The sequence below is a fragment of the Paracoccus sp. C2R09 genome (assembly GCF_018860625.1).
GTDB lineage: Bacteria > Pseudomonadota > Alphaproteobacteria > Rhodobacterales > Rhodobacteraceae > Paracoccus.
Genome location: NZ_JAHKQB010000014.1, coordinates 34,173 through 50,841 on the forward strand (window position 1 = coordinate 34,173; position 16,669 = coordinate 50,841).

Consider the following 16,669-nt stretch of genomic DNA (forward strand, 5'->3'; position numbering starts at 1 on the left):
CACTTAACTTGCCGACATATAAAACACGGCAGGGTTGTATCTGCATCCGCACTTTGGGTTAGGTGCGTCCTCAATCGGGATAGGTCGATGTGCGAAGGTTCAGGGCCGGTCCCAGCCGTCATGCAGGATCATCTCCTCCAGCGGCAGCCTGCGTGCCCAGCCGCGCGCCTGCAGCTCGGGTTCCTCGTAGAGCTCGGACACCAGTCCGATGCACAGATACGCGATGGGGACGACGTGATCCGGCAGCCGCAGCAACCGGCGCAGGTCGTCCTGACGAAAGATGCTGACCCAGCCGACGCCGATCCCTTCGGCCCGGGCGGCCAGCCACAGGTTCTGGACCGCGCAGACGGTGGAATAGAGATCGGTATCGGGATCATGCGTGCGCCCCAGGACCGCCGGCCCGCCCCGGCTGCGGTCGCAGGTGATGCACAGGTTCACCGGCGCCTCGAGGATGCCTTCGAGCTTCAGCGAGGAATAGAGCGGTTTGCGATCGGGGAAGCGATCTGCGGCCTCGGCATTGGCGGCAAGGAACGCCCCGTGCAGATCGCGGCGCAGGGCCGGATCGCCGATCAGGATGAAGTTCCAGGGCTGCGACAGCCCGACCGACGGCGCGTCATGGGCCGCCTGCAGCAGGCGGCGCAGCGTCGCATCGTCGATGGGATCGGGCAGGAACTGGCCGCGCACGTCGCGGCGCTGGCGGATCGCGCGATAGACGGCCGCGCGATCCGAAGGCGGAAACGGCCCCGCGGGGGCAGGGCCGTCGCCCGTCATTTGCGCAGCTGGTCCAGCAGGATCGAGGTCGGATACCCGTCGGGCGTCGCGCCGATGGAACGCTGGAACGCGGCCACGGCCTCCATCGTGCCCGAACCGAACAGGCCGTCGATCTCGCCGTCGTAGAAACCGCGCTGGCGCAGGCGGACCTGGATCTCCTCGCGCTCGGACGTGGACAGCGGACGGTCGTTGCGCGGCCATGCGCCCTGGATGTTCGAACGACCCGCGATGCGTTCGCCCAGGAAGGCCACGCCAAGCGCATAGTTGTCCGAGTTGTTGTAGCGCAGGATCGAACGGAAGTTGTCGAGGATCAGGAAGGCGGGGCCACGCGCACCCGCCGGCATGATGATCGAGCCGTTGCCCGAGGGCAGCGCGCCGCCGCCGATACGGCGCACGCCCTGCGCGGACCAGTCGCCGCGGCGCGTGCCCTTGCCGATCAGGCCCATGTTGAAGCCCGGCGGCAGCTGCACCTCGGCGCCCCAGGGCTGACCCGGCTGCCAGCCGTTGCGGCGCAGATAGTTCGCGGTCGAGGCCAGCGCGTCCGTCGGATCGTCCGACCAGATGTCGCGGCGACCGTCGCCGGTGAAATCGACGGCATAATCCAGATACGAGGTCGGCATGAACTGCGTATGGCCCATCGCGCCCGCCCAGGACCCCAGCATGTGTTCGGGATCGGTATCGCCCGCCTGCAGGATCTTCAGCGCGGCGATCAGCTGGTTCTGGAACATTTCGCCGCGGCGCCCGTCATAGGCCAGCGTCGCCAGCGAGGGGATGATCTGCATCTTGCCGCGATTCGCGCCGAAGTTCGATTCCATGCCCCAGACGGCCAGCACGATCTCTCGCGGGACGCCATAGCGGGATTCGATGGCCGACAGGGTGCGCGACAGCTGGGCGCTCTTCTCGCGCCCCGTCTGGATGCGCGAATCCGACACGGCGCTGTCCAGGTACAGCCAGACCGGACGCGAGAATTCGGCCTGCTTGCGGTCCAGCCGGATCACGTCGGGATTGTAGCGCGCGATCCCCATGGCGCGGTCATAGGTGGATGCCGAGATGCCCGAGGACAGCGCGCGCGGGCGGAAGCTCTGGACGAAGTTCTGCAGGCCCGCCTCGTCGCCGGGGCTGGCGGCCGGGATGGGGCTGGGCTGGACGCTGCTGGAGGGGCTGCCGACCGCCATGGGCGAACGGCTGACCGGCCCCGCGCAGGAAGCCAGCGCCGCGATCATGGCGGTGGACAGGAAAAGACGTTGCATGCTCATCGGGTATCGCCTGTTTGTGACTGCTTCGTTTTCTTTTGAAGAAGTCTAGCGAATCCGTGAGCGGTTGGATAGGGCGCACGCCCCCGATCGGCGGGCCGGGGCGCCGATCGGGGGGCGATGTCAGACGTCGCGCGGATCGCCCTTGGCGCCGGGGAAATGTGGCTGCATCTGCGCGATCACGACGGAATCGTCGTCCAGCGCGCGCTGCATCAGTTCGCGTTCCTCGGGACCGATCTCGTGGCCTTCCTCCTCGCGGTCCTCGGGGGTGCCATGCCCCGAGATGTCCAGCGGCGCAAGGCCCGCATCCTTGAGGATGGCGACGGTCTCGCGGACGGCCTCGGCCTCGTCGCGGGCGGGGGTGTAGCACAGCAGCGCCGCGCCGTCGCAGCCCTCGGGCAGACCGTCATCCTGTTTGCGGCCGACTTCGACCAGAAGCGTGTAGACCTGCATCGCAGTGACCTTTCGTTGAAACGCATATGCGCGGTGGGAAACATGATGCGCCATCAAGCGCAAGCCCGTCATGGCGTCGTGCTGAAACAGTTTGGACCCGCGGACGTTGAGGGGGCAGCACCGCGAAAGGAAATTTCGATGACCCAACCGATGATGACGCTGAACGACGGAAACCGGATGCCGCAGCTGGGCACGGGGATCTTCCAGATCGACAACGACAAGACCCCCGAGGTGGTCGCCGCCGCGCTGCGCACCGGCTATCGCCTGATCGACGGGGCCGCCGCCTACAAGAACGAGGTCGGCATGGGCGAGGGGATCCGCAATTCGGACGTTCCGCGCGATCAGATCTTCGTCACCTCGAAGCTGTGGAACGATTCCCACGGCCATGACGAGGCGCTGCGCGCCTTCGATGCGACGATGGAGCGTTCGGGGCTGGATTACCTCGATCTCTACCTGATCCACTGGCCGCTGCCGAAGCTCGACCGCTATGTCGAGACTTGGAAGGCGCTGATCCGCCTGCGCGACGAAGGCCGCATCCGCTCGATCGGGGTCGCGAATTTCCACGAGGCGCATCTGAGGCGGATCGTCGACGAGACGGGCGTCACGCCGGCGCTGAACCAGATCGAGCTGCACCCCTCGTTGACGCAGGCCGAGATGCGGGCGGTGAACAGGCGCTTCGGCATCATCACCCAGAGCTGGACCCCCCTAGGTCGCGGCGACAGCTTCGAGGCCGAGCCGATCAAGGAGGCCGCCGAACGCACCGGTCGCAGCGTGGCGCAGGTCATCGTGCGCTGGCATCTTCAGCATGGGCTGTCGGTGATCCCGAAATCGGAACACGAGAAGCGCCTGGCCGAGAATTTCGACGTGCTGGACTTCGAACTGACCGCCGACGAGATGGCGGCGATCGACCGTCTGGACAACGACCATCGCACCGGGCCGCACCCGGACGAGTTCGACTATCGCGAGCAGCTCTGATCCAGAAGCCGGGTGATCAGCGGGCTGTCGGGGTTCGACAGCCCGTCGATGACATCGAAATGGTGGCGACCGGGATCGATCACGCATTCGGTCGCCGCCCCGAGCCCCGCCCAGGCATCCGCCAGCAGCCGTGCCTGCCGGATGAATTCGGGCCGTTCGGACCCGCCGACCCATGTCGTGACCGGAACGGGCAGGGGCTGCAGCAGCGCAGGGCTTTCGGCCACGGCTTCGGCCTGATCCAATCCCAGGGTTCTGTTCATCGCCGTCCGCATCAACGGGCGCAGATCCGACAGCGGCGAGATCGGCACGCAGGCCGTGACCCGCGCCGCCACCGTGTCGGTCAGCACGCCTTGGCAGACCATTCGCGCCGCCAGATGCCCGCCTGCGGAATGCCCCGAAATCGCGATGGGACCCCCGTGATCCGCCCGCGCGATCGCCTGCGACACCTGCCGCGTCATCTGCCCGATCCGCGCCTGGGGGGCCAGATCGTATCGTGGCAGAAGACAGGCCCATCCCCGCGCCAGCGCCCCGGCCGCCAGATGCGACCAGTCCTGCGGCCCGAAGCGCATCCAGTAACCGCCATGGATGAAGACCATCAGCCCCCTGGAGTCTTCGGGCAGGAACAGATCGCCGCCGCATTCCACGGGCGGATGCGCGTCGCGAAAGGTCTGCGCCGCCTGCGCCCATCTGGCGGGATAATCCGCAGCCCCTGCGATATGCGTGCCATTGGCATAGGCATCGTCCCAATCGTCGACCCGGTACAGCATCGCGTTCCCCTCTGTCGCGGCAGCATCCCCGCTGCTAGCTTCCCCCGCAAGAGGGAGAGAGCATGACCGATTTCACCAAGACCCGCGCCGCGTTCCACCTGCCCGAGGGGGTGACCTATCTCGACGGCAATTCACTGGGGCCGATGCCCGTGGGGGCCGCGGACCGGGTGGCACGGATGATGACCGAGGAATGGTCGCAGATGCTGATCACCGGCTGGAACCGCGCGGGGTGGTATCGCCAGCCCCGCGATGTCGGCGACCGGATCGCGCGGCTGATCGGCGCGGATGCGGGTCAGGTCGTGATGGGCGACACGTTGACGATCAAGCTGTTCCAGGCGCTGAGCGCGGCGCTGGCCCTGCGACCGGACAGGCGGGTGATCCTGTCGGACGGGGGGAACTTCCCCTCGGATCTCTATGTGGCCGAGGGGGTAGCGCGGGCGACGGGCGCGACCCTGCGCGTCGTGGCCCCCGAGGACGTGGCGCAGGCCATCGACGACGAGCTGGCCGTCCTGATGCTGACCGAGGTCGATTACCGCACCGGGCGTCGTCACGACATGGCCGGGCTGACCGCCATGGCGCATGCTGCGGGCGCCTTGACGGTCTGGGATCTTGCGCACTCGGCGGGGGCGGTGGATGTGGACCTGGCGGGCGCGGATGCCGATTTCGCGGTCGGCTGCACCTACAAGTATCTGAACGGCGGACCGGGCGCGCCCGCCTTCATCTGGGTTCGGCCCGAGCTGGCCGATGCGGCGCAACCGATCCTGCAGGGCTGGATGGGCCATGAAAGCCCCTTCGCCTTCGATCCGTCCTATGCCCCCGCCCGCGGGATCGAGCGGATGCGCGTCGGCACGCCGCCGGTGATCGCGATGGCCGCGCTGGATGCCGCGCTGGATGTCTGGGACGGCGTGGCCATGGCCGATCTGCGCGCGCGGTCCATCGAACTGACCGAAGCCTTCATCGCGGGGGTCGAGGCGGCCTGTCCGGACCTGGTGCTGCATTCGCCCCGCGATCCGGCGATGCGCGGATCGCAGGTGGGGTTCTGCCATCCGCAGGCCTATGCGGTCATGCAGGCGCTGATCGCGAATGGCGTGATCGGCGATTTCCGCGCCCCGGACGTGCTGCGATTCGGCTTCGCACCGCTCTATAACGGGCTGGACGATGTTGCCCGTGCGGTGGACGTGCTTGCCCGCATTCTGCGCGAGGGCAGCTGGGATCGGCCGGAATACCACCGAAGGGCCGAAGTGACCTGACGGCGGGGGGCTTCCCATCGCCGCGATTTCGCAGCACAGATGGGTTCGACGCTGCCTTTGAAGGTACGGGACCTTGCTTGGACGAATGATGATGACCGCGGCGCTGGCCGTCGCGATGGCCCATGGCGCGATCGCGCAGGACGACGAGGCGATCCGCGTGCGCATCGTCACGGCGGAAACGCAGTCGCTGACGGTCGACCTGCAGCTGACCGGCACGATCGAGGCCGTGGACAGCATCGACCTGGGTTTCCGACAGGGCGGGCGCGTGACCGAAGTGTCCGTGTCGGAAGGCGACCGGGTAAAGGCGGGGCAGGCGCTGGCACGCGTGAATTCGGTCCAGCAGGTCCAGGCCCTGAACGTGGCCGAAGCCGGGCTAACCGCCGCCCGAGCAAGCGAGGAACAGGCCCGCCAGGCCAGTGAACGTGCCAGCGCGATGCTGGCGCGCGGTGTCGGCACGCGCGCGGCCCGCGATCAGGCGCAGCAGGCGCTGTCCCAAGCCGAAGGCGCGCGCGAGCAGGCCGAGACGCAGGTCGAGCAGGCCCGCCGCGCGTTGGAGGACACCGTTCTGACCGCACCCGAGGATGCCGTCATCGCATCGAAGGACATCTCTCCCGGTCAGGTCGTGGCGGTGGCGCAGCCGGTCCTGGGGCTTGCGACACTGAACGGGCTCGAGGCGGTGTTCCATGTCGCCGACGATCCGCTGCTGGCCGACATGCAGGATCAGACCGTCCGGCTGCAGACGCTGGACGTCACCCGCCCCGACATGACCGGGCGCGTGATCGAGGTCGCGCCGCTGGTCGATCCCGAGACCGGCACCGTCACCGTGCGCGTACGCATCGACGACATGCCCGCCAGCACGGTGTCGCTGCTGGGGGCCTCGGTGCGCGGCCATATCGACGTGGTGATGGACGAAGGCGTCGTCGTTCCATGGGCCGCGCTGATGCGACAGGGCAGCGCGCCCGCCATCTGGACGGTCGACGACGAGGACCGCGTGGCCCTGACCCCCGTCGAGGTCGCCCATTTCACCGATGATGCGATCTATGTCTCGGAAGGGCTTGCGGATGGGCAGCGGGTCGTGGGCGAGGGGTCGCAGCTTCTCTATCCCGGCCGCAAGGTTCGACCGGCGCAGGAGGTGACGGAATGAGGATCGCGACCTGCCTGGCGCTGGGCCTTCTGGCCGCCGCACCCGCCGCGGCGCTGGGCCTGCCCGAATGGCTGGTGGGCGCCCCCGAGGCGCAGGAACCTGCCCCGCCGCGCCCCGTGGTCAGCGTCCTCGTGCGCGATGCCGATGCCGATACCGGCTGGATCCCCGGCCTGATCCAGTCGCGCAACCAGGTGCAGCTGGGCTTCCAGGCGCTGGGCCGCATGACCGACCGGCCCGTCGATCTGGGCGATCGCGTGGCGCAGGGCGATCTGCTGGCGCAGCTCTCGACCGAGGATCTGGAGGCGAATACACGCGCGGCGCGCGCCGCATTGGACGCGGCCGAGGTGCAGCAGCGGACCGCCGCCGCCACCCTGGAACGCACGCAGGCGCTGGCCGCCCGCAACGTGTCGTCGAACGCGCAGCTGGAACAGGCCCAGCAGGCCGCCACCGCCGCCGATGCCGCGGTCGAACAGGCCCGCTCCGAGCTGCTGCAGGCCGAGGATGCCGAGGGCAACACCCGCATGACCGCCCCCTTCGCCGGGGTGATCAGCGCCATCTACGAGGCGCCGGGCACCGTGGTCAGCGCGGGAACCCCCGTCCTGCAGCTGTCCGGCGGTCAGGAAATCGAGGTTGTGATCGACCTGCCCGAACAATCGCTGATCGGGGTCGAGCCGGGCGCGCGCTTCACCGTCTGGCATCGTAACGATCCCGACCTGCAGGTGACGGCGACGCTGGACCGCATCGATCCCGTCGCCGACAGCGCCACGCGCACGCGGCGGCTGTATCTGACGCTGCCTGCGGAAGAACCCTTCCGGCTGGGCGCGCTGGTCCGGGTGCGCTTCGGCACGGCCGACGCGCCCGTGCTGTCCCTGCCCATCGAGGCGCTGATCGACACCGACGAGGGGCGCTTCGTCTGGCGGGTCGACCGGCAGGGCGACAACGCGCAAGTCCAGCGCGTCCCGGTCGAGGCCGCCGCCCCCTATCGCGGACTGGTCTCGATCACCTCGGGGCTTGAAACGGGCGACGAGATCGTCGTCCGTGGCGTGAATTCCCTGACCGAAGGTCAGGCCGTGGCCCGGAGACTGGAGCCTTGAACCGTTTCAACCTGTCCGACTGGGCGCTTCGTCACCGCAGCTTCGTGTGGTTCCTGCTGATCGTGTCGATGCTTGCCGGTGCCATCAGCTATGCCAATCTGGGCCGCGAGGAAGACCCGAACTTCACCATCAAGACGATGATCATCGGCGCGGCCCTGCCCGGCGCCACCATCGACGAGACGCTGAAGCAGGTCACCACCCGCATCGAGACCAAGCTGGAAGAGCTGGACGATCTGGACTTCACCCGCTCGGTCACCACGCCGGGGCAGGCGGTCGTCTATGTCGAACTGGACCCGACCACGCGCGGGGACGCGGTGCCCGACGCATGGAAGCGCGTCCGCGAGATGATGTCCGACATCAGCGGCGATTTCCCGCAGGAATTCGCGGGCTTCCAGTTCAACGACAATTTCGGCGATGTCTACGGCAACATCTATGCCTTCACCGCCGACGGCTTCACCCCGCGCGAATTGCGCGACCGGGTAGAGGATATCCGCCGTCAGGTGGCGGCCCTCGACGAGGCCGGCAAGATCGAGCTGCTGGGCGAGCAGGACGAGCAGATCTATCTCGAATTCTCGGCCGCGCGCCTGGCATCCCTGGGGCTGAGCCAGCAGCAGGTCATCGCGACCCTGGCCCAGCAGAACGCCATTTCCCCCTCGGGGGTGATCGAGGCGGGCCCCGAACGCGTGCTGGTGCGCGTCGGCGGCCAGTTCGAGGATGCCGCCTCGATCGAGGCCGTGAACCTGCGCGTGGGCGAGCGTTTCTTCAATGTGGGCGATGTGGCCAATGTCCGCCGCGGCTATGTCGATCCGCCCGATTCGCTGTTCCGCTACAAGGGGCAGGAGGCCATCGGCCTGCAGATCGGCATGCGCGAGGGGGGCAACATCCTCGAATTCGGCGAGGCGCTGGAGACGCTGATGGAGGGCGTGGCCGCCGATCTGCCGGTCGGCATCGAGATGTCGAAATTCGCCGATCAGCCGCATGTGGTCGAAGAGGCGGTCGGTCATTTCGTCAAGGCCCTGGCCGAAGCCGTCATCATCGTCCTGATCGTCAGCTTCGTCAGCCTGGGCTTCCGCGCGGGCTTCGTCGTGACGCTGACCATTCCCCTGGTGCTGGCGATCACCTTCGTGATCCTCGACCTCTACGGGGTCACGCTTCAGCGCATCTCGCTCGGGGCGCTGATCATCGCCCTGGGGCTGCTGGTCGATGACGCGATGATCGCCATCGAGACGATGATCTCTCGGCTGGAGGTGGGCGAGAATCTCGGATCGGCGGCAAGCTATGCGTGGAAATCCATCGCGTTCCCCATGCTGACCGGCACGCTGGTCACCGTCGCGGGCTTCATCCCGATCGGGCTGAACAGCTCGGCCGCGGGGGAATTCACCTTCTCGCTCTTCGTGGTGATCGCGGTGTCGCTGCTGATCTCGTGGATCGTGGCGGTGCTGTTCGCGCCGCTGCTGGGCGTGACCTTCCTGTCCGAGAAGATGGGCCATCACGACCACCAGCCGGGCCGCCTGCGCCGCGGCTTCCACGTGCTGCTGCGCGGTGCCATGCGCGCCAAGTGGCTGACCGTGGCGGTCACCTTCGGTCTGTTCGTCTTCTCGGTCTGGGGCATGCGATTCGTGGAACAGCAGTTCTTCCCCACCTCGGACCGGACCGAGGTGATCGTCGATGTGACCGAACGCCAGAACGCCTCGATCGCGCGCACCCGCGCCGACATGGACCGGATCGAGGCGACGCTGGCCGGGGACGAGGATGTCAGCTTCTGGACCTCCTATGTGGGACAGGGCGCGCCGCGCTTCATCCTGTCGATGGACGTGCCGACGCCGGGCGCGCATATGGGACAGATCGTCATCCAGACCCCCGACCTGGCCGCGCGCGACCGGGTCAAGGAACGTCTGAACAGCCTGGCCCGTGATCGGTTTCCGGGCGTCGACATCTACGTGAAGAACCTCGAGATCGGCCCGCCGGTCGGCAAGCCCGTGCAGTATCGCGTCTCGGCGCCCGATGCGGACGCGGCGCGCGACGCGGCGCGGGGTCTTGCGACGGTGCTGTCGGGTGAACCGCGTCTGCGCGACATCGCGCTGGACTGGAACGAGCCCGCTCGCGTGGTCCGCCTGCACGTGGATCAGGACCAGGCACGACGGCTGGGCGTGACCAGCGCGGACATCTCGGACGCGCTGTCGGGCCTGTTCAGCGGCACCGGCATCACGGCCCTGCGCGACGATATCTACCTGATCGACGTGATCGCGCGGGGCGATGCCCAGGATCGCAGCAGCATCGATTCGGTCCGGAACCTGCAGCTGAACCTGGCGGATGGACGGACCATTCCGCTCTCGGCGCTGGTATCGCTGGAATACGGATCGGAACAGCCGCTGATCATGCAGCGCGACGGGTTGCCGACGGTGACGGTGCTGGCGGCCATCGCCACCGCGGATCAGCCCGCGACCATGGTGACCGCATTGGCGGATCGCGTGGCCGAATACCAGGCGGGCCTGCCCCCTTCGGTCAAGGTCGAGGTGGGCGGCACGGTCGAAAGCTCGGCCGACAGCCAGGAACCGATCACCGCGGTGGTGCCGGTCATGCTGCTGATCATGGCCTTCCTCGTGATGGTCCAGATGCAGAGCTTCCGCCTGTCGCTGATCGTCTTCGCGGCCGCCCCCCTGGGGCTGATCGGCGTCGTGGCGGTGCTGGTGCCCTTCGGCGTGCCCATGGGCTTCGTCGCGATCCTGGGGATCCTTGCGCTGGTGGGCATCCTGATCCGCAACTCGGTCATCCTGGTCCACGAGATCCAGGAGCTGCTGCACCAGGGGCGCAACCGGTGGGATGCCGTGTTCGAGGCATCCGACAGCCGCGCACGCCCGATCCTGCTGACCGCCGCCGCGGCCTCGCTGGCGCTGATCCCGATCTCTCGGCAGGTGTTCTGGGGGCCGATGGCATTCGCGATGATGGGCGGCATCATCGCCGGTACGCTGATCACGCTGGTCTTCGTGCCGGCGCTCTACTGCGTGGTCTTCGGGGTGAAGCCGCCGCGCAACTGATGCACGACCTCCGGGGGTCCGGGGGCAGGGCCCCCGGCCATCGCGGGACGCAAAAAGCGCCCCCCGAGCATCGCTCGGGGGGCGCTTTCTCATGGGGCGGGCGACAATATCACTCGGCCGCTTCGCGCTTGGGCAGGATCCAATCGGGGCGCGGGAAGTGACAGGTATAGCCGTTGGGGAACCGTTCCAGGTAATCCTGATGCTCGGGCTCGGCCTCCCAGAAATCGCCGACGGGTTCCACTTCGGTGACGACCTTGCCCGGCCACAGGCCCGAGGCCTCGACATCCGCGATCGTGTCCAGCGCCACCAGTCGCTGTTCTTCGGTGACGTAATAAATCGCCGAGCGATAGCTCATCCCGATATCGTTGCCCTGCCGGTTCGGCGTGGTCGGATCGTGGATCTGGAAGAAGAACTCCAGCAGGTGGCGATAGGTGGTCATGTCGGGATCGAAGACGATCTCGATGGCCTCGGCATGGGTGCCGTGATTGCGATAGGTCGCGTTCGGAACGTCGCCGCCCGAATACCCCACGCGGGTCGACAGCACGCCCGGCAGCTTGCGGATCAGATCCTGCATGCCCCAGAAGCAGCCACCCGCCAGAACCGCGCGCTCAGCCATGGTTCACCTCGCCGACCTGATCCAGGTATTCGCCGTAACCCTCGGCCTCCATCCGGTCCTTGGGCACGAACCGCAACGATGCCGAGTTGATGCAGTAGCGCAGCCCGCCCGCCTCGCGCGGGCCGTCGGGAAAGACGTGGCCCAGATGGCTGTCGCCATGCTTCGAACGGACCTCGACCCGGACCATCCCGTGCGAGGCGTCGTGATGCTCGGTCACGTTCTGCTCGATCGGCCTGGTGAAGGCGGGCCAGCCGCAGCCGGAATTGTACTTCGCCCCCGACGCGAACAGCGGTTCGCCCGACACGATGTCGACATAGATGCCGGGTTCGAAATGGTGGTCGTATTCGCCGGTGAAGGCACCCTCGGTGCCGTTTTCCTGCGTGACGCGATACTGCTCGGGCGTCAGCCTGTCGATCGCGTCCTGCGATTTCTCGTATGCCAATTGATCCTCCGGGAAATGGGGTGGCTTCCGTGCCCACATATGGGCATTGCCACCCCGCTTCGCAAAGGTTCAGGCCATGATGTCGCGGCGGGCCGCGTCGTATTCGCGGGCCAGCCGGTCAACCAGCGAGGCCACGGGACCGACCGACTTGACCGCGCCGATGCCTTGGCCCGCACCCCAGATCTGGCTCCAGGCCTTAGGCTTCGAGGATCCGCCGCCGAAGTTCATGGCGCTGACATCGGCCGATGCCAGATTGTCCGGGTCCAGCCCGGCGTTGCGGATCGACGGCGCAAGATAGTTCCCCGACACCCCGGTGAAGAGCGAACTGGTCACGATGTCCATCGCGCCCGAATCGACGATCATCTGCTTGTACTCGGCCTGTGCGTTCGCCTCGTCCGTGGCGATGAACGGGCTGCCGATATAGGCGAGATCCGCCCCCATCGCCCGCGCCGCCAGCACCGCGCCACCCGTCGCGATGGACCCCGACAGCAGCAGCGGCCCGTCGAACCATTCGCGGATCTCCTGGATCAGGGCGAAGGGCGATTGCGGACCCGCATGGCCGCCCGCACCCGCCGCCACCGCGATCAGGCCGTCGGCGCCTTTTTCGATCGCCTTCTTGGCGAAGACGTTGTTGATCACGTCGTGCAGCGCGATGCCGCCGCAATCATGGGCGGCCTCGTTCACCTCGGGGCGCGCGCCAAGCGAGGTGATCCAGATCGGCACCTTGTGGCGGTTGCAGATCTCGAGGTCGCGTTCCAGCCGCGCATTGCTGCGATGGACGATCTGGTTGACCGCGAAGGGTGCCGCCGGATTGTCGGGGTTGGCCTGGTTGTGGCGGTCCAGTTCCTCGGTGATGCGGGTCAGCCAGGCGTCCAGCAGCGGCGGCTCTCCGTCCTTCTCTCGGGCGTTCAGCGCCGGAAAGCTGCCGACGATGCCGGCCTTGCATTGCGCGATGACCAGTTCCGGCCCCGATACGATGAACATGGGCGATGCGACGACGGGAATGCGCAGCTTCTGCAGGATGTCGGGCAGCATGGGGTCCTCCTCGGATTTTCCGGAACGATAACCCGCGCTTGGCAGGTGACAAGGCTGACGCGGCGACATTGTCGGAAGGGGGTGATTCGCCAGACCGGGCGCCGACGAACTGCACGACGCGCAATTCGTATATCCTTTTGGAGAATCGGCCCTGACCGTTCGACAATCCCGAGTTGCATTGACGTAACGTTTCTATCCGGAAGAGCAGCGCGCCACTGCGTCGCGAACCCGCTAGGATGTAGCAACCCACCCAATCATAACCATGCCCGTTCGATCAGGCAGCCGATTTACGGAGAAGATTTTAATGAGTATTCGCAAGCTTCTTGCAGTTGCCGCCGCCGCGGCATGTCTGGGCGGTGCGGCATCCGCCGCGACCGTTATCAATGGTGGCTTCGAGGATGTCAGCGGGCTGGCCAAGGAAGGTCTGAACAGGGGCAGCTACGGCATTTACAACTCGGTCTCGGGTTGGACCAAGGGGACCGGCGGCGGCATCGAGCTGCAGAACAACGCCACGCTGGCCAAGCGCGATGCGCATGGCGGCAACTGGTATGTCGAACTGGACAGCAACCGCAATTCGTCCATGTACCAGGACATCACCTTCGCCAATGCCGGGATCTACGCGCTGTCCTTCTACTATGCTCCGCGCACCACGACGCCGGGCGACAACGGCATCAGCTACAGCCTGACGAACGGTTCGTCGCAGTTGCTGTCGGGTCTGGCCGATGGCGTCGCGCCTTCGGATTGGGCGCTGGTCGATGCGGGCCGCTTCGAGGTGGATGCAGGCAGCACCCTGCGCCTGACCTTCGCGGCCGAAGGCATCAGCAACGGCCTTGGCGGTTTCCTCGACGACGTGTCGATCGCACCGGTTCCGCTGCCGGGTTCGGCCCTGCTGCTGCTGGGCGCGCTGTCGGGCATGGGCGTGGCCTCGCGCCGCCGCAAGTCGCGCAGCGCCGCCTGATCGGGCATCGTTTCGGTTGAAATTCGAAAGGCCCCGGTGATCCGGGGCCTTTCCTCGTTCCGGCATATGCGCCGCTTCAGTGGATCGGTGCATCGGGGCGGGGGCCTTCGCCCACCGCACCCAAGCGGGGCCCCGCGCGGCCGATGCGGTCGCCCACGATCAGCCCGTCCGGGCCGGCCGTCACCTCGACCGTCTGCCCGTCCAGCACGTTGCCCGACAGCAGCAGTTCGGCCAGCGGGTCCTGCAGCGCGCGCTGGATCACGCGTTTCAGCGGACGCGCCCCGAAGACCGGGTCATAGCCCTGATCGGCCAGCCAGCTGCGCGCATCGGCATCCAGGGACAGCCCGATCTTGCGACCCGACAGGCGTTGTTCCAGCCGCGACAGCTGGATGTCGACGATCCCGTCCATGTTCCCGCGCGACAGGCGGCGGAAGATGATGATCTCGTCCAGCCGGTTCAGGAATTCGGGGCGGAAATGCGCACGCACCGCATCCATGACCTGATGGCGGGCCTCGGTGGCGTCCGCCTCTTCGGGCAGGGTGGACAGCGCCTGAGAGCCCAGATTCGAGGTCAGGATGATCAGCGTCTGCTTGAAATCGACCCGCCGGCCCTGGCCATCGGTCAGGACGCCGTCGTCCAGAACCTGCAACAGCACGTTGAACACGTCCGGATGCGCCTTCTCGACCTCGTCGAACAGGATCACCTGATAGGGACGCCGCCGCACGGCCTCGGTCAGGACGCCGCCCTCGTCATAGCCGACATAGCCCGGAGGCGCGCCGATCAGGCGGGCGACCGAGTGCTTCTCCATGAACTCGGACATGTCGATGCGGACCATCGCGCTGTCATCGTCGAACATGTATTCGGCCAGGGCCTTGGTCAGTTCGGTCTTGCCGACGCCGGTGGGCCCAAGGAACAGGAACGACCCGAGCGGGCGGTTCTCGTCGTTCAGCCCCGCCCGTGCGCGGCGCACGGCATTGCTGACGGCGGTCACGGCCTCGGACTGGCCGATCACGCGGCGACCGATCTCGTCCTCCATCTTCAGCAGCTTGTCGCGTTCGCCTTCCAGCATCTTGGCGGTCGGGATGCCGGTCCAGCGTTCCACGACCTCGGCGATCTGTTCGGGGCGGACGGCCTCCTCGACCATCAGCCCGTCGACCTCGGCGGTTTCCGCCTGGGCCAGCTGGCGTTCCAGCTCGGGGATGATGCCGTAGGACAGCTCGCCCGCGCGGGCGAGGTTCCCCTCGCGCTTGGCCTGGTCCAGCTCGGCACGCGCGCGGTCCAGCTGCTCCTGCTGGTTGCGCGATCCTTCCAGCTTGTCGCGTTCGGCCTGCCAGCGGGCGGTCATCTCGGCGCTGCGGTCCTGCAGGTCCGACAGGTCCTTCTCCAGCCGCTCCAGCCGGTCGCGCGATGCGGCATCGTCCTCCTTCTTCAGCGCCTCGGCCTCGATCTGCATCTGCAGGATCTGGCGATCCAGCTGATCCAGCTCCTCGGGCTTGCTGTCGACCTCCATCCGCAGGCGCGAGGCGGCCTCGTCCACCAGGTCGATCGCCTTGTCGGGCAGGAAGCGGTCGGTGATGTAGCGGTTGGACAGCTGCGCGGCCGCCACCAGCGCGGCATCGCTGATGCGCACGCCGTGATGCAGCTCGTACTTCTCCTTGATGCCGCGCAGGATGCTGATCGTGTCGTCCACGGTCGGCTCCTCGACCATGACCGGCTGGAACCGGCGGGCAAGGGCCGCGTCCTTCTCGATATACTTGCGGTATTCGTCCAGCGTCGTGGCGCCCACGCAATGCAGTTCGCCCCGCGCCAGGGCGGGCTTGATCAGGTTCGCGGCATCCATGGCGCCATCGGTCTTGCCCGCGCCGACAAGGGTGTGCAGCTCGTCGATGAACAGGACGATCTCGCCCGCGGCGGTCTCGATCTCCTTGAGGATGGATTTCAGGCGTTCCTCGAAATCGCCGCGATATTTCGCGCCGGCGATCAGCGCGCCCATGTCCAGCGCCATCAGCCGCTTGTCGCGCAAGGATTCGGGGACGTCGCCATCCACGATGCGCAGCGCCAGACCTTCGGCGATGGCGGTCTTGCCAACGCCGGGTTCGCCGATCAGCACGGGGTTGTTCTTGGTGCGCCGCGACAGGACCTGCATGGCGCGGCGGATCTCCTCGTCGCGGCCGATGATCGGGTCGATCTTGCCGTCGCGGGCGGCGGCGGTCAGATCGCGGGCGTATTTCTCCAGCGCCTCGTAGCTGTCTTCGGCGCTGGCCGTGTCGGCAGTGCGGCCCTTGCGGATCTCGGTGATGGCGGTGTTCAGCGCCTGCGCGTTCACCTGGCCCGCCGACAGGGCGTCGCGGGCATTGGTGTTGACCATCGCCAGCGCCATCAGCAGGCGTTCGACCGGAACGAAGCTGTCGCCGGCCTTCTTCGCGACCTGCTCGGCCTCGTCCAGGACGCGCACCAGGCTGGGATCGACATAGACCTGCCCCCCGCCGCCCGTCACGCGGGTCAGCTTGGCCACCGCCTGGTCGACGGCATTGCGCACGGCACCGGCATCGCCGCCCGAACGCGTGATCAGGTTCGCGGCCAGCCCCTGGTCGTCATCCATCAGCGCCTTCAGCAGGTGCTCGGGCACCACGCGCTGCTGATTCTCGCGGATCGCGATGGTCTGGGCGGCCTGGATGAAACCGCGCGACCGCTCCGTGAACTTTTCCATGTTCATCGGTCATTCTCCTTTTGCAAAGCCCCCGATATGCGGACGCCCTGTTGCGGCACGCCCCCGGTCCGGGTCATGGAAAAGAGATAGAGACCCGCCGCACGCTTTCAAGCTGCCCGCGAACGTGACATAACGCGCCGATTTCATGCGGATGAGGTGACGG

The 16,669-nt window shown here is 67.2% G+C and carries 14 protein-coding genes; 6 read left to right on the plus strand and 8 right to left on the minus strand.

Translation table 11 applies throughout. The features are described 5' to 3' along the window. Window positions 1-99 precede the first annotated feature (99 nt). The 3 genes from bluB to KO490_RS04200 form a co-directional block, all read right to left on the minus strand. Window positions 100-771 carry a 5,6-dimethylbenzimidazole synthase gene (gene bluB, locus KO490_RS04190; protein WP_216018150.1) on the minus strand — a complete coding sequence of 224 codons (672 nt, stop codon included), beginning with the start codon at window positions 769-771 and terminating at the stop codon, window positions 100-102. Further along, window positions 768-2,027: a lytic murein transglycosylase gene (locus KO490_RS04195; protein ID WP_216018151.1), complete on the minus strand. Its 1,260-nt coding sequence runs from the start codon at window positions 2,025-2,027 to the stop codon at window positions 768-770. The genes bluB and KO490_RS04195 overlap by 4 nt, the downstream gene beginning before the upstream one ends. Before the next feature lie 120 nt (window positions 2,028-2,147). Then, the gene (locus KO490_RS04200) at window positions 2,148-2,477 is read right to left on the minus strand and encodes a hypothetical protein (RefSeq protein ID WP_368500204.1); all 330 of its coding nucleotides are present in this window, start codon (window positions 2,475-2,477) and stop codon (window positions 2,148-2,150) included. 138 nt (window positions 2,478-2,615) lie between these two features. On the opposite strand from KO490_RS04200, the gene KO490_RS04205 reads away from it, so the two are divergent. Beyond that, on the plus strand, window positions 2,616-3,452 hold the full coding sequence (locus KO490_RS04205; RefSeq protein ID WP_216018153.1) for an aldo/keto reductase: 837 nt from the start codon (window positions 2,616-2,618) through the stop codon (window positions 3,450-3,452). Here the strand turns inward: KO490_RS04205 and KO490_RS04210 are convergent. Then, window positions 3,434-4,219: an alpha/beta hydrolase gene (locus KO490_RS04210; RefSeq protein ID WP_216018154.1), complete on the minus strand. Its 786-nt coding sequence runs from the start codon at window positions 4,217-4,219 to the stop codon at window positions 3,434-3,436. The genes KO490_RS04205 and KO490_RS04210 overlap by 19 nt on opposite strands. A gap of 62 nt (window positions 4,220-4,281) precedes the next feature. On the opposite strand from KO490_RS04210, the gene kynU reads away from it, so the two are divergent. The 4 genes from kynU to KO490_RS04230 all read left to right on the plus strand — a co-directional run bounded on the left by kynU (window position 4,282) and on the right by KO490_RS04230 (window position 10,745). Beyond that, a complete protein-coding gene (kynU, locus tag KO490_RS04215; protein WP_216018155.1) occupies window positions 4,282-5,469 on the plus strand; it encodes a kynureninase in 1,188 nt (395 codons plus the stop codon). An 85-nt stretch (window positions 5,470-5,554) separates the two neighbouring features. Beyond that, window positions 5,555-6,613, plus strand: coding sequence for an efflux RND transporter periplasmic adaptor subunit (locus tag KO490_RS04220; RefSeq protein WP_216018156.1), 1,059 nt, complete (start codon window positions 5,555-5,557; stop codon window positions 6,611-6,613). Beyond that, entirely contained in the window at window positions 6,610-7,707 is a 1,098-nt protein-coding gene (locus KO490_RS04225) for an efflux RND transporter periplasmic adaptor subunit (protein ID WP_216018157.1), read from the plus strand. The genes KO490_RS04220 and KO490_RS04225 overlap by 4 nt, the downstream gene beginning before the upstream one ends. Beyond that, window positions 7,704-10,745 (plus strand): efflux RND transporter permease subunit, encoded by a 3,042-nt coding sequence (locus KO490_RS04230; protein WP_216018158.1) that lies wholly within the window; start codon window positions 7,704-7,706, stop codon window positions 10,743-10,745. The genes KO490_RS04225 and KO490_RS04230 overlap by 4 nt, the downstream gene beginning before the upstream one ends. A gap of 109 nt (window positions 10,746-10,854) precedes the next feature. Here KO490_RS04230 and msrA read toward each other — a convergent pair whose 3' ends face one another. The 3 genes from msrA to KO490_RS04245 all read right to left on the minus strand — a co-directional run bounded on the left by msrA (window position 10,855) and on the right by KO490_RS04245 (window position 12,838). Next, window positions 10,855-11,361: a peptide-methionine (S)-S-oxide reductase MsrA gene (gene msrA / locus KO490_RS04235; RefSeq protein ID WP_216018159.1), complete on the minus strand. Its 507-nt coding sequence runs from the start codon at window positions 11,359-11,361 to the stop codon at window positions 10,855-10,857. Then, the gene (gene msrB, locus KO490_RS04240) at window positions 11,354-11,803 is read right to left on the minus strand and encodes a peptide-methionine (R)-S-oxide reductase MsrB (RefSeq protein ID WP_216018160.1); all 450 of its coding nucleotides are present in this window, start codon (window positions 11,801-11,803) and stop codon (window positions 11,354-11,356) included. Before msrB ends, msrA begins: the two co-directional genes overlap by 8 nt. 69 nt (window positions 11,804-11,872) lie before the next feature. After that, on the minus strand, window positions 11,873-12,838 hold the full coding sequence (locus KO490_RS04245; RefSeq protein ID WP_216018161.1) for a nitronate monooxygenase family protein: 966 nt from the start codon (window positions 12,836-12,838) through the stop codon (window positions 11,873-11,875). A 304-nt stretch (window positions 12,839-13,142) separates the two neighbouring features. Here KO490_RS04245 and KO490_RS04250 point away from each other — a divergent pair, with 304 nt between their 5' ends. Further along, a complete protein-coding gene (locus KO490_RS04250; RefSeq protein ID WP_216018162.1) occupies window positions 13,143-13,796 on the plus strand; it encodes a hypothetical protein in 654 nt (217 codons plus the stop codon). A 76-nt stretch (window positions 13,797-13,872) separates the two neighbouring features. On the opposite strand, the gene clpB is transcribed toward KO490_RS04250, so the two are convergent. After that, window positions 13,873-16,512, minus strand: coding sequence for an ATP-dependent chaperone ClpB (clpB, locus tag KO490_RS04255; RefSeq protein WP_216018163.1), 2,640 nt, complete (start codon window positions 16,510-16,512; stop codon window positions 13,873-13,875). Window positions 16,513-16,669 lie beyond the last annotated feature (157 nt).

Coding starts and splice junctions, on each gene's coding strand:
- KO490_RS04245 (WP_216018161.1), bottom strand. CDS start 12,838: ATGCTGCCCGACATCCTGCAGAAGCTGCGCATTCCCGTCGTCGCATCG.
- KO490_RS04210 (WP_216018154.1), bottom strand. CDS start 4,219: ATGCTGTACCGGGTCGACGATTGGGACGATGCCTATGCCAATGGCACG.
- bluB (WP_216018150.1), bottom strand. CDS start 771: ATGACGGGCGACGGCCCTGCCCCCGCGGGGCCGTTTCCGCCTTCGGAT.
- kynU (WP_216018155.1), top strand. CDS start 4,282: ATGACCGATTTCACCAAGACCCGCGCCGCGTTCCACCTGCCCGAGGGG.
- KO490_RS04195 (WP_216018151.1), bottom strand. CDS start 2,027: ATGAGCATGCAACGTCTTTTCCTGTCCACCGCCATGATCGCGGCGCTG.
- KO490_RS04200 (WP_368500204.1), bottom strand. CDS start 2,477: ATGCAGGTCTACACGCTTCTGGTCGAAGTCGGCCGCAAACAGGATGAC.
- msrA (WP_216018159.1), bottom strand. CDS start 11,361: ATGGCTGAGCGCGCGGTTCTGGCGGGTGGCTGCTTCTGGGGCATGCAG.
- KO490_RS04250 (WP_216018162.1), top strand. CDS start 13,143: ATGAGTATTCGCAAGCTTCTTGCAGTTGCCGCCGCCGCGGCATGTCTG.
- KO490_RS04225 (WP_216018157.1), top strand. CDS start 6,610: ATGAGGATCGCGACCTGCCTGGCGCTGGGCCTTCTGGCCGCCGCACCC.
- clpB (WP_216018163.1), bottom strand. CDS start 16,512: ATGAACATGGAAAAGTTCACGGAGCGGTCGCGCGGTTTCATCCAGGCC.
- KO490_RS04220 (WP_216018156.1), top strand. CDS start 5,555: ATGATGATGACCGCGGCGCTGGCCGTCGCGATGGCCCATGGCGCGATC.
- KO490_RS04205 (WP_216018153.1), top strand. CDS start 2,616: ATGACCCAACCGATGATGACGCTGAACGACGGAAACCGGATGCCGCAG.